Annotated in this window: 4 protein-coding genes; all 4 read left to right on the top strand. The window is 49.5% G+C overall.

The window, feature by feature from the left end; all coding sequences use genetic code 11:
* Nucleotide 1 precedes the first annotated feature (1 nt).
* The 4 genes from VR7878_RS20415 (at nucleotide 2) to VR7878_RS20430 (ending at nucleotide 14,347) form a co-directional block, all read left to right on the top strand.
* The gene (locus VR7878_RS20415; RefSeq protein ID WP_077337783.1) at nucleotides 2-8,215 is read left to right on the top strand and encodes a non-ribosomal peptide synthetase; all 8,214 of its coding nucleotides are present in this window, start codon (nucleotides 2-4) and stop codon (nucleotides 8,213-8,215) included.
* Nucleotides 8,216-8,278: 63 nt separating this feature from the next.
* Complete coding sequence (locus tag VR7878_RS20420) at nucleotides 8,279-9,985, top strand: cyclic peptide export ABC transporter (protein ID WP_077337784.1); 1,707 nt, start codon at nucleotides 8,279-8,281, stop codon at nucleotides 9,983-9,985.
* An 845-nt stretch (nucleotides 9,986-10,830) separates the two neighbouring features.
* The gene (locus VR7878_RS20425) at nucleotides 10,831-12,036 is read left to right on the top strand and encodes a multidrug effflux MFS transporter (protein ID WP_205409499.1); all 1,206 of its coding nucleotides are present in this window, start codon (nucleotides 10,831-10,833) and stop codon (nucleotides 12,034-12,036) included.
* Nucleotides 12,029-14,347, top strand: a complete 2,319-nt coding sequence (locus VR7878_RS20430; RefSeq protein ID WP_077337786.1) for an ATP-binding cassette domain-containing protein — start codon at nucleotides 12,029-12,031, stop codon at nucleotides 14,345-14,347. Before VR7878_RS20425 ends, VR7878_RS20430 begins: the two co-directional genes overlap by 8 nt.
* Nucleotides 14,348-14,483: the final 136 nt, after the last annotated feature.

A 14,483-nucleotide genomic window follows, 5' to 3' on the forward strand; every position in this document is an offset into this window, starting at 1 on the left:
CATGACAGATACACGCTTTTCTATTGATGAATTGTCACCCGAAGAAATGATGGCAATTCTGGAACAACTTGAACAAGACGGGGCGTCACAGCCCCAACTTCCCGAGCAAGACATCATCACGGCTGCTGATAAAAATCAACGGGAATTTCCGCTGTCGCTGGCGCAGCAACGGTTATGGGTGATGTCACAAATGGATGCTGCAACCACGGCTGCCTACGTCATTGCTGCCGGGCTGCGCATTCAAGGGCCGCTAAATATGCTGGCTTTAACGCGGGCATTGGATCAATTGGTGGTTCGTCATGCCGCTTTGCGAACCCATATTGAGGTGCGTGACGGGCAACCGATGCAGATCATCGGTGCGGAGGATAGTGGTTTTCCACTAGAAATTTGTGATTCGGTGGCGGGGAAGACTGGCACTTATAAAGTACCTCAATTTGATCTTACCCGGAGCCCGCTGGTGCAAGGGCGCTTAATTCGTCAGACGGACACCGATCATATCCTGTATATCGCCATGCACCATATTGTCGCTGATGGCTGGTCGATGGGGATTCTGACCGAAGAGTTGAGTGTGCTATACCGCGCGTATGCCCAAAATAGTATTGACCCCCTGCCACAATCCATGATCCAGTTCGGTGATTATGCTCAGTGGCAACAAGAGCACATTCAGGGGGAAGTGCTTGAACAACAGCAGCAGTACTGGGTATCTCATCTGCAAGGTGCGCCTGAGCTACTGGCGTTACCGACTGATCGTCCCCGTCCTGAGCAACGGGACTATCTCGGTGACAATGTTCATGTAACGCTGGATGCCGAACTGACAGCAGGGCTGAGAGCACTCAGTCAGCGTTATGGTTGTACGTTATACATGACGTTGTTCGCCAGTTGGGCGGCACTGATGGGACGTCTGGCAGGGCAGGATGATGTCGTAATTGGAACGCCGGTCGCCGGGCGAACCCGTCAAGAAGTCAGCAATCTGATCGGCATGTTCGTCAACACGCAGGCGTTGCGGGTTGATTTATCGCAACCATTAAATACCGAAGCGTTGCTGACCCAAGTCAAAGCGACCTCACTGGCTGCGCAGTCCAATCAGGATATTCCGTTTGAGCAGGTGGTTGAGGTGGTCGCACCGCAGCGCAGCCTGTCTTATTCTCCGGTTTTTCAGGTGCTGTTTTCCTTACAGAATCAGCCCCGAGTTGACGCTGAACTGGGGGATATGCGGCTGTCGCATGCCGAAGTGCCCGATCACTCCGCCAAAGTTGATTTGGCTCTGCTCATGACAGAGTGTGATGATCACTTATCCGGTACGCTCAACTATGCGACCGCGCTGTTTGAACCGGCGACTATCGAGCGCTATTTCAGTTACTGGAAGTGCCTGTTACAAGGCATGATTGCTGAGCGTGATGCCGATGTCCGGACTTTGCCCATTTTGCCGCAGTCCGAGCGGGATTATCTGATTCAAACATTAAACCAGACCGCGATGGATTTTCCTGACAACTGTTGTATTCACCAACTGTTTGAATCATTTGCCGCTGAGACCCCGGATGCAAGCGCGCTGGTCACGGATTGTGAATCGTTAACCTACGGTGAGCTCAATGCACGGGCGAATCAACTGGCACACTGGTTGGCCGAACACGGGGTTCGCCCGGATAGTCGCGTGGCGATTTCTTTGCCTCGCAGAGCCGATTTGCTGATTGCCATGTTAGCGACGATGAAAGCCGGTGGGGTGTATGTACCGATGGATCCCAATTACCCTGACGGGCGGCTGATCCATATGCTGACCGACAGTGCGCCACAGGTATTGATTACGCAAGACGACGTGCTGCCGCGTCTCGGTGACATCGCACCGGACTGCACGGTTGTGGAGATCGATGTTCATCGTCATCTCTGGGCTGAGTATGAGACGACTAATTTGAATACGGCGGCGCTTGGTCTGACGGCGCAACATCTGGCTTATATCATTTATACCTCGGGGTCGACCGGCAAACCGAAGGGCGTGATGATTGCTCATCAGGGACTGTGTAATGTGTCATACGCGCAGCGAAAAATGCTGGCGGTCGGCAAAGAAAGCCGGGTTTTACAGTTCGGGTCGATCAGTTTTGACGCCAGTCTGTTTGAAATGATATTGGGAATCTGTTCCGGTGCGGAGTTACATTTTGCCGGGCCGGGTCAACCGCTCGGAGAGGAGTTACTGACGATTCTCAAATCCCGCCGTATTACCCATGCGCCTTTACCGCCTGCTGCGTTGTCAAGTATGCGCACGGATGTGCCGTTACCGGATTTGAAAATGTTGCTGACAGCGGGTGAAGCGGTTACGCGTAGCGTCATTGAACCCTGGTTGACGGAAGGGCGCATCGTCTATAACGGCTACGGGCCGACTGAAACCACGATTTGGGGCACTACCTGCGCCCTACATCAGGGATTTGACGGTCAGCCGCCGATCGGACTGCCGAGACCCAACGGCACAATCTATATTCTCGATACCCGGGGTGAGCCGGTGCCGTTCGGTGTGACCGGTGAAATCTATATCGGTGGGGTCGGTGTGGCCCGCGGTTATCTCAATCGCCCTGAACTGACAGAAGAGCGTTTCTTGCCTGACCCGTTTTCGGCTCAACCCGGTGCACGGATGTATCGTACCGGTGATTTGGGCTGCTGGAAGCAAGACGGCCAGATCCACTATCAGGGACGCTGTGATAATCAGGTTAAAATCCGTGGTTATCGTATCGAGCTGGGTGAAATTGAAACAGCCCTGCGTCGCTGCGCAGGGATTCACGATGCAGTGGTGACCGCGCAAAAAGATCAGCGCGGCAATCAGCGTCTGGTGGGTTATTACACGCAGACGGCTGGCGCAACCGTAGATTTGGCAGGGCTGAAATCTCATTTGCATGAGACCTTACCGGATTACATGATTCCGTCTGCTTATATGTTGCTGGCACAATTACCGCTGACACCAAACGGTAAAGTCGATCATAAAGCCTTACCTGAGGCTGATGAAAGCGCCTTTGCGCACCGGGTCTATGAAGCACCGCAAACCGAAGTGGAACTGTTACTCGCAACCATCTGGTGTGACTTGTTGGGGATTGAGAAAATCGGCCGCCGGGATCATTTCTTCGAACTTGGCGGACACTCGCTACTGTCGGTTCAGCTGATTGAACAACTGCGTCAACGCGGGTATCACCTGAGTGTCAAAACCTTATTCAATCATCCGACACTGGCTGCACTGGCAAATGCGCTGAGTGAAACTGATTCACCACAGGCCGTAACCGTACCGAGCAATCAGATTCCTGTCGGGTGCACACAGATACTGCCGGAAATGTTGCCACTGACCGAGCTGACAGCCGCGGAGATTGACGTGATTACCGCCAGTGTTGCGGGCGGAGCTGCCAATATTCAGGATATCTATCCGCTGGCACCGTTACAGGAAGGGATTCTGTATCACCATATCCTGCAAAAGGAGAGCGACCCTTATATTACCCCGGTGATCCTCACTTTTGATCAGCAATCGCGGATGACGGATTTTCTCAATGCGTTACAGGCGGTGATTCAGCGCCATGATATTTTACGCACCGGTATTGTGTGGGACGGACTGCGCGAAGCGCATCAGGTGGTTTGGCGCAACGCGCCGCTTGCGGTGCATGAACTGCAAGCTGAACTATTGGTGAATCACGCTGCTGAAAACGGTGCGGATAATACGGCTGATGCAGATATTGTCCGACAACTTCAGGCTCATTTTGCCCCTTCCCGGGTGGAGATGGATGTTTCTCAGGCACCGATGTTGGCGGTGCATTATGTGGCGGATCCGACACAGAAACGGTGGGTGATGTGTTTGCTTCAGCACCATCTGTGTATGGATCACACCACACTGGAACTGGTGATTGAAGAAGTTCAGGCGCATTTGCTCGGGCAGGAACATGCGCTGCCGCGGCCAATCCCGTTTCGTAATTTTGTCGCTCAGGCGCGACGTGAACTCAGTCAGCAAACCTATGTCGATTATTTCCGTGAGCAGCTCGCCGACATCGAAGTGCCGTGTGCACCGTTTGATGTGTTGGATACGCAAAGCCACGGTTATGAGATTGAGTCACTTCGGCATCCGGTCAGTGAGCAACTGGCACAGCAGATCCGCTCTCAGGCGCGGCAATACGGCGTCAGTGCTGCGAGCCTGTTCCATCTGGCTTGGGGATTAGTGGTTCGAGCAACCACCGGAAGAGATGACGTGGTTTTCGGTACGGTACTGTTCGGTCGGATGGCCGGTGGTGACGGGGCGGATCGGGCGTTGGGGATGTTCCTCAATACTTTACCGCTGCGGCTGTCTCTGGGGCAGACGGAGACCAAAGACGCTGTCCTGAATACCCATCGGCAACTGGCTGAGTTACTCAACTATGAACATGCACCGCTGTCACAGGTACAGAAATGCAGTGGCGTCAGTGCACCGGCACCGTTATTTACCTCGCTGTTAAATTACCGCTATCAAGGGGGCAGCGCCCAAACGGACATCGATACGACACAGTCTGCCTCAGCTTGGCAAGGGATTGAAATGGTTGCCAATGAAGAGCGAACCAATTATCCCGTCGGTCTGTCGGTTGATGATCTTGCCGGTCAGGGCTTCAGTCTGGATTTCAAAGTGGCGCGCCGTATCGGTGCCAAGCGCTTGGCGGTGATGGTTGAGCAAGCATTAACCGAACTGATGGTGGCCTTAAGTGATGATCCGACGCGTCTGATCGGCCAGATGACGGTTTTACCGCCATCCGAACATGACCTTGTGCTCAATCAGTTCAACCAAACGGAGACTGCATTCCCCGATGATACCTGCCTGCACACCCTGATTGAGGCGCAGGTGGCACGTAATCCGGATGCAACCGCAGTGGTATTTGAAGACCAGTCACTCAGTTATGCCGAGCTGAATGCCCGGGCCAACCAACTGGCGCACTGGCTGATTGAGCAGGGCGTGCGTCCTGACAGCCGGGTGGCGGTGTGTCTGGAACGCAGCTGTGAGCTGGTGGTCTCGCTGCTGGCGATTCTCAAAGCGGGCGGTGCCTATGTGCCGCTTGACCCGGGGTATCCGACCGAGCGGCTGACCTATATGTTGTCCGACAGTGCACCGGTAGCTTTGCTGACCACTGGCGAATTGCGCTACGTGTTGGGAGAAATCCCTGCCAGTACACGTTTGGTGGACTTAGCCTCGGCAGTGCAGCCATGGCTTGATTGCCCGCAGACCAACCCTGAAGTGGCGGAGCTGACCAATCATCATCTGGCGTACATTATTTATACCTCCGGCTCAACCGGCTTACCTAAAGGGGTGATGAACGAGCATCGTGGCGTGGTCAACCGTCTGTACTGGATGCAACGGGACTACGGCTTTGGCAGCGATGATGTGGTGTTGCAGAAAACCCCGTTCAGTTTTGATGTCTCGGTATGGGAGTTCTTCTGTCCGTTATGGTCGGGTGCAACCCTGTTGATGGCCAAGCCGGAAGGACACAAAGACCCGGACTATTTAAAATCGCTGATAACCCGTCAAGGGGTGACTATCTTGCACTTTGTGCCACCGATGTTGCAGAGCTTCCTTGAGGTGGTGAGCCCTGGAGATTGTCCATCACTACGGCTGGTGTTCTGTAGTGGTGAAGCACTCCCGGCAGAAGCGATTCGTAAGAGCTATGCGCGACTGCCACAGATTGAATTACATAATCTGTATGGCCCGACGGAAGCGGCGGTGGATGTCACTGCGTGGCACTGTCCGCGGCAACTGGAAGGTGACCGGGTGTCAATTGGTCATCCGGTGGCGAATACCCGGATGTATGTGCTCGACAGTGACGGCCGTCCGGTACCGGTCGGGGTTGAAGGCGAGTTATACATTGGTGGTGTGCAGGTGGCGCGTGGTTATCTGAACCGTGATGAGCTGACCGCAGAGCGGTTTGTTGCCAATCCATACAACGAAGCTTATCCGGTGATGTACCGCACCGGTGATGTGGGTTGCTGGTTAGCGGACGGGACGATTGAGTACCGGGGTCGTAATGACGACCAGGTGAAAATCCGCGGTTTCCGGATTGAGCTGGGTGAAATCAGCTCGGCGTTACAAAGCTGCACGGGTGTGCAGGATGCGGTGGTGATTGCCCGTGCCTTTGGTGAGAGCGGCGACAAACAGCTCATCGGTTACTACACCGCGGTGAATCAGGATGCGGCGCCGGATGTGGCGACACTGAAAGCTGAACTGTCTGAGCGTTTACCGGCTCATATGGTGCCGGCGGTGTATGTACTGATTGATGCAATGCCATTAACACCGAACGGTAAAGTGAACCGTAAAGCGCTGCCTGAGCCGGATATCAGTTCAGTGGTGCGACATGAATATCAGGCACCGGTCGGGGATGCCGAGGAAAAACTGGCGGCGATTTGGTCTGAGCTATTGGGTGTCGAACAGGTCGGCCGGGCAGATAACTTCTTTGAGCTGGGCGGTCACTCTCTGCTGGCGGTGCGGATGGTCAGTGAAGCGCAGCGACAAGGGGTGACACTGGATTTAGCGCGACTGATGAGTACGCCTGTCCTTCGTGAACTGGCAGCAACCGTACAGTCTCAGGATGCGGTTACGCCAAACTCAGATAATCCGGTACAGCACGATCAAGTCATTCCGTTCCGCACCACAGGGAAACAACTGCCGCTGTTTATCGTCCCCGAATTCAGCGGAGAGTTGTTATACGGACCGGCATTGACCGCGAATATCGATCCGGATATCCCCGTCTATGGACTCTCAGCACCGGATCGGATGCAACCTTCCCTGAAAACTTATCAGCGCATGGCAGAACGCTATGTCAGTATGATTCGCCGGACACAACCCCAGGGGCCTTACCGTCTGTTTGGCTGGTCTTCCGGTGGGGTATTGGCTTATGAAGTTGCATCTCAATTGCTGGGACAGGATCAACAAATTGAATTTATCGGTCTGTTAGATAGCTGGGTGCCGGGGGTTATCAAACAGCCGGAACAGAGTGATGAGGAGATGATCACTGCGCTGAGCCACAATATGGTCGCGTATCTCGCAGGTCAGCTGAATGGTGCGCCGGTTGAATTACCACAGCAAGCTCACTGGCAGGACTATTACCAGCTTGGATGTACAGCGGGATATCTCCCTCAAGCATGGACGGAGACATATTTCCATCAGATGTTGATCCATCAGAAAGATTTTCTCCGTGCGGAATATCAGCCATTGCCTGTACCGGTTCATATTGACTTGATTGCAACACAGCAATCACAGGCAATAGACCCGTTACTGGGATGGTCACAAGTGTTGCCCAGTGAGAATATCCACTGTGTCACCGTGCCCGGAACCCATTATGAGCTGATGAATGCTTCTTATATCTCAGATGTCGGAGCCGCGATTTCACAAGTGATTGCTCATCGAACCGAGTTTTATCGGCACAATCCACCACAACATCTGTCTGTTGAATCGCCGGTGATGAAACTACAGAACGGGCAACCGGGAAAACCGTTTGTCGTTTGTATTCCCGGTGCCGGAGATAATGTGTTCTCGTTTGTTGATTTTGTTCAGACCATGCCATCGGACTGGACGGTGCTGGCGATTCAACCGCGGGGATTATGGGGTAACGGCATTCCTCACAGCAGTGTCGAGGCCGCGGCATCTTTCTATCTTGATGCTTTGCAAGATCAGTTGGGCGAGCAGACGCTTCACGTTGTCGGTCACTCATTTGGTGGTTGGGTGGCTTTGTCACTGGTCACGCAGATGGAGGCGCAGGGTATTGCAGTGCAATCACTGACTATTGCCGATTCCCGGGTGCCTTTGGGGTCATACCATCAGGAATATAGTGATCTTCAGGCTTTGATCCGTCTGATCGAGTTATTTGAAATGCGTGGCTGCTCACTCGGATTGTCACAGGCTGAGTTGGCACCTCTGTCATATCATGAGCGGCTTTCACTGACGCTCAGTCGTTTGATTGACAGCGGACAGCTACCGAAAAGTACCCGTACCAGTGACTTTGCCGCGATTTATCGCTCCTTTGCGACACAGATTCGGATTTGGTTTACACCGGATGTATTACCGAAAACGCCGACCACGCTGGTGATCGCACAAGGTTCGTCACCGGAGCGTTTTGTCGGTTGGAAAACACTGATGCCTGAAATCAGAGTGTTACAGAGTTTGGGCAATCATATGACATTATTAAAGCAACCCGACGTTCAGCGATTGACTGATACGATACAGGGTAAGACTGCTATTTAAGTGAAGATGTTGTGGTCGCTGTATTTGATAGCGCAACCACATTCAAACAGATGAGGAATTGAGATGTTTAAATCCATTTTAAGTCGTTTTAAATGGCAGGTTTTTGCGGCAACCGTGCTGAGTGTCGTCGGTGCGTTAGCCGGTATTATGATGCTGAGAATTATCACCGCTCAGGTCAGCCTGATTGGTGCCGGAAAATCACCCGGCCCGCACGCGTTTTTGATTTTTGTCGGTGTGGTGGCAACGGTGTTGTTGTTTAGCCTTGCATCCCGTTATCTGCTGGCAAAATTGAGTGCTCGGGTGGTGTATGAGTTTCGTGATTCATTGGCGAAGCGTCTGCTCTCAACATCGTATGCAATGCTGGAACAAATCGGCGGGCACCGCGTGATGGCTGCGATGAAAACCGATGCGGCGAAGTTATCCGACGGACTGCTGTTACTACCGGGGTTTATCTACAGTTTAGTGACGGTGCTGCTGTGTCTCGGCTACATGGTGTATACCTCATGGGAACTGTTTTCAGTGGTCTTCGTGTTGATCGCATTGATTGTGGTGATTGCCAAGTTTTTCCTGAAACGCGGCTTTCATCATTACATGCTGCTGCGTGAGTATGAAGATGACATGTTCAGTGGCCTGAAAACCTTGGTGGACGGGATTAAAGAGCTGAGTATCAATGCCAACCGCCGTCGCTTTACTTACAATCAGATCCTTGAACCGAACTTTAAAGCGATTCGCGAGCGGAGCGTCAAAGTGTCGGTGATCTTTACCATGATGGGCAGTATGGCTTCGACGCTGGTTTTCTTCGTGATTGGGATCATCGTGTTCGGCAGCCGAGTTTATTTCCCCAATGTACCGTTGGAAGTGATTGTCACGTTTGTCTTAACCATTCTGTATATGGTTAATCCATTGCAAGGCGTGATTGATTCTATGAGTCGTTTCAGTGACTGTTCAAGCTCTTACCGGAATATCGAGAGCCTTGAACTGGCAGAGTTGGATGATTTTCATCGTACCACCGACGGGGAGAAAAAACCGCAGACGGAACCTGAATCTTGGCAGCGCCTGACCGTCCGGGATTTAATGTTTCAGTATCAGTCTGAGGATGATGAATATTCATTTCATGTCGGTCCGGTGAATGCTGAATTTCATCGTGGTGAGGCGATTTTTCTCACCGGTGGTAACGGCAGTGGTAAGTCAACTTTCGCCAAACTACTGGTCGGATTGTATCGTCCGAACCAAGGGACAATTCAGTTGGACGATAAAGTGGTCTCGGAAGCGATTGATACCCACGAGTATCAGCAGATGTTTTCGACTATCTTCTCGGATTTCCACTTGTTCGAGCACGTGCTGAACAGTGAAGGCGAACCGGAAAGTGATGAAGTGATCCAAAAGTATCTGGCGGATCTGGAGCTGACCAGCAAAGTGACTTCCAAAGACGGCAAGTTATCTTCGGTGGCGATGTCTCAGGGGCAGAAAAAGCGCCTTGCGTTATTGATGTCATATATCGAGGACACGCCTATTTGCCTGTATGACGAATGGGCAGCGGATCAAGACCCGCGTTTCCGTGAGATCTTTTATACCCGGATCATCCCTGAACTGAAACGTCAGAATAAACTGGTGCTGGTGATCAGCCATGATGATCGTTATTTCCACCTCGCTGATCAGCTGATTAAGTTCGAAAGCGGCAATATTGTCGAGAATATCGTCGCGAATCAGCTCCAAGTCGATTCCGTGGCAGCCGCAGAAGAAAATGAACTGATGACGATATCGGTTTAACATCAGGCAGATATTGGACTTGAACGAATCAGGGCGGTAGTGATGTGACTACCGCCCTGATTTTTTGGTCAATGGAAATTGGATAAACAGTATTTCGTAATAGGTCTGATTCTTTTTAAATCGCTATTTCGTGCTATCAGTGGTTCAGTTTGTTGGATGCTCTTTGCTGTCAACTCTGATAGCTTTTATTCTTACTGTCAGTGCTGCTATTTATGGTATAAAAATCTGGAGATAATCTAGATCTTGGCGGTGGTTGTCGTGGTTTTATTCGTGGTTCATTTTAGAAAGCTTACCTGAAATGCCGTTAGACTGTTTACAACAAGCCGGAACAGAGATTATGCAGCGCTTACAGACACTGATGCTGGAATCACTTTCATATCTATTTGTTCATAAGTTTTTGTAATTGATACTGATTGATATTGTGTACATGGCAAGGCTCAATCCTCTCTGTCTACTTACCTTACCTCTCTAAAAACAAGTCTCTTTCATAAACAGCGCCTTGTAAGAGTCAATAAAGTTTCCGTAGAAAAGTATTCTTTTAATATGACCAATTCCCGATAAGAGCGACGTATTAATATCCGATTATTGTTATTTTCTTGAGATATCATTCTAGTTAATTTTTATATGTGTGTTAATGGTTTTAAATTGGAAACTTATATTAATATTTATCTAGTTAAGATTTTGAATATTAGGTGATTTAAAACTATTTTTTGGTTTTTTAGTTTCTTTTTTGAAATCAAGTGTGGGATGATATAGTATTAGTAAACTAGTTTAATATGAGAGGTCTTCAGCGCGTCATGAGAGCGGCATCGAACCGAGTACCTAAAACATTGTGTATGAATTCTATGTACATTGATGAAAAAAAAGGCTTACTTTCTCCTAAGGTTGTTTTGGTGCTTGGCTTGTTGAGTGCTATTGCTGCTTTATCCACCGATATGTATCTGCCATTATTTCCTGATATTACGAGTTCGTTGCAGACTACTCCTGCTAGAGTTCAACTCAGTATTACAGCATTCATGATCGGTTTGTCTGTCGGGCAACTGATCATTGGCCCTTGTTCAGACCATTATGGTCGGCGTAAATTATTACTGGGTGGAACGATGCTGTTAACCGTAGCTTCAATGGCGTGCGCGTTATCTTCCAATATTGAGTTACTTATTGTTGCGCGGTTTTTCCAGGGATTGGGTGGGGCCGCTGGTATAGTTTTGGCTCGTGCCATTATTTCTGATTTATGTCCGAGAGACAGGGCTGCGCAATATTTTAATTTGGTACTGGCAATACAAGGTATAGCACCGATTGCTGCACCTTTAATTGGCGGGGTGGCCTCCTATTTCATCTGGCCCGTCGTATTTGTGTTTATGGCACTTATCGCATGCATTACTACATTCTTTAGTGGCTATTATGTCCGTGAAAGTTTGCCTATAGATCAGCGGCCGCCATTTAGTTTCTATAAATTTTTCAGTCAGTTATATTGTTTGGTGAGTAATAAACCCTACCTTGCTTACACCTTGATTTTTTCTACTCAATTTGGTGCGCTTTTTGCCTATATATCGGCATCACCGTTTATCTATCAGTCATTATTCAAATTTTCTGCTGGCGAGTTTTCTATCATATTCTCTATTAACGCAGGGATAATGATGCTCGGCAGTATCATTAGTGCGCGATACGTTTTGAAGTACGGTGCTAACTCTCTAATGAGAGGAGGGATTATTTGTACATTAGTCATATCTACGCTGTTGTGTATTGTTGACAGCCTATCTCAGTTTCAGTGTGAGATTACTATAATCCTACTGTTTTTTATGATGTTTAGCATGTCCTTTATCTTTGGTAATGCTGCGAGTATGGCAATGGCAGCAACGTCCAATTTGAAAGGGACTGGTTCTGCTGTTATGGGCGCTATTCAGTTTTGTTCTGCCGCTATCACTCCACCATTGCTTGGTTTCGGAAATCCTTTATCTGTTCTTCCTATGGCACTGGTTATCACTGGGTGTTCGGTAATCTCTATTCTTGCATTATTGTTGACAACTACAGAAGGGCGGAGTGATGAATAAGAGTGTTCAGTCCAACATAAAAATCGTTGGGGCGAGAAAACATAATCTGAACAATATTGATGTTGAGATACCAAAAAATAAAATTACGGTGTTTACTGGTGTTTCAGGGTCTGGGAAAAGTTCACTGGTATTTGGCACCATTGCCGCAGAGTCTCAGCGCCAGCTAAATGATACATTTCCTCCATTTATTCGTCATCGTCTGCCACATTACGGTCAGCCTGAAGTTGATGAGATAGATAATTTGTCGGTGGCAATTATTGTTGACCAGAAACGTATTGGTGGTAATGCGCGTTCGACGGTAGGCACTGCGTCAGACATTTATACTTTACTTCGGCTATTATTTTCTCGTGTTGGAAAGCCCTTTGTTGGATTTTCAAATATTTTTTCGTTCAATCATCCGTCTGGAATGTGTCCGGCCTGTGATGGTTTGGGATCGGTCAGTGCCATTGATATCGATCGACTTATCGATCAGAACCTGTCACTAAATGAAGGTGCTATCCGTTATTCATCTTTTGCTCCCGGCTCCTGGCGTTGGAAACGGTATGCTTGTTCCGGCCTTTTTGATGTCAATAAAAAAATCGCCGATTATTCCAGAGTTGAGAAAGAGTTATTCATGTATGCGGATAATCTCACACCGTCATCTCCTTTACCTGGTTGGCCTAAAAGCGCCAAGTTTGAAGGGGTCATCACACGTTTCACGCGAAGTTATCTGAAACAAGAAACGAAAGAAGCCAAAAGCGAAGAATTCAAGCGGGTTGTTACCATGCAAGTCTGTCCGGACTGTCATGGTATGAGACTGAATGCGAACATACTTACCAGCCGGATTGAAGGTAAAAACATCGGCGAATATACAATGATGCCTATTAAAGAGTTAAAATTGCTGGTAGAGAAACTCGATTATCCGTCTGTCAGACCGTTGCTTGATGCGCTGAAGGAAAGGCTGGATGCCATGTGTGCGGTCGGGTTAGGCTATTTGGATTTAAACCGGACTACCACAAGCTTGTCAGGTGGTGAATCCCAGAGGCTGAAAATGGTTCGGCATCTGGGGAGTAGCCTGACAGGCATGACCTATATTATTGATGAACCCAGCACCGGGCTGCACCCGGCCGATATAGATCGGTTGAATACATTAATTGTTAAATTGCGTAATAAGGGGAATACTATTCTGATGGTCGAGCACGATCCGGACATGATTGCGATTGCGGAGCACGTCATTGATTTAGGCCCTGGCGCAGGCAATAAGGGAGGAAATATCGTATTTCAGGGCGGTCTTTTCTCACTGAAACAGTCTGATACCTTAACGGGAAAATATATCGCTTCACGGGCTAAAATCAATCAACACCCCAAACGTGCAAAAGAGCATGTTTCGATAAAAAACGCGGTACTGCATAATCTGCGAAACCTGTCCGTAGATGTACCGCTTAACGTCATGGTTGTCGTAACGGGCGTGGCAGGCTCAGGAAAGAGTTCATTGGTTATGGGGGAGCTGGCACCGCAATATCCCGACGCGATCATCATTGATCAAAAACCCATACATACTTCGATTCGTTCGCATATCGCTTCGTGGTGCGGTGTGTTTGACACGATTCGTATGCGATTTGCGCAAGCCAATCACGTGGCTGCTTCATGGTTTAGCGCCAATAGTAAGGGCGCCTGCCCTGAATGCAATGGACTGGGGGTAATACAGACTGATTTGGCTTTTATGGATACCGTCACACTGCCTTGCGATGCCTGTCAGGAGCAGCGCTATAATCCACAGGCTCTGACTTACCTTTATCAGGGGAAAACTATCGCTGAGGTATTGTCCATGTCGGTCAGGGACGCCGGAGATTTCTTCTGTGATGATCCACAGATGTCACTTGTCTTCAGCCGCTTAATCGAGGTTGGGTTAGGGTATCTGCGCTTAGGCGAGTCTTTGAATCACCTTTCAGGTGGTGAGTGTCAGAGGCTCAAGTTAGCAGCGAATCTCAATCGTGACAGTGATATGTATATTTTTGATGAACCTACAACCGGCCTTCATCCCAGTGATGTGGCTTCGCTCGTTAAACTGTTTAAACGGTTGGTGGACAGAGGCAACTCAGTCATTATTATTGAACACAATATGGAACTGATTGCTCAGGCTGACTGGATCATAGATATAGGCCCGTATGCCGGGCAGGACGGTGGAACACTACAGTTTAGTGGCACGCCGGGATCCATGCTGGACTGTCTCAGTTCGCTGACAGCTGAGTGGCTGCGAAAACATTGCCAATCAGGCAGTGACGAAAAAAATAATGGTCGGGACAGCCAGTCAAGTCTGGCAACAATGTGATGCATCTCCATTACTATACTGATGTATTGCCCCGTTAAGCTTATTTTTGTGCTGGCCAGTGATAATCGCTGTCCAGCCAACCATCTAGGTCATAATCCATCATGCACTGTTCGGCAAAGCCTTTATATTCCTCAAC

Source organism: Vibrio ruber DSM 16370 (assembly GCF_900163965.1).
GTDB lineage: Bacteria > Pseudomonadota > Gammaproteobacteria > Enterobacterales > Vibrionaceae > Vibrio > Vibrio ruber.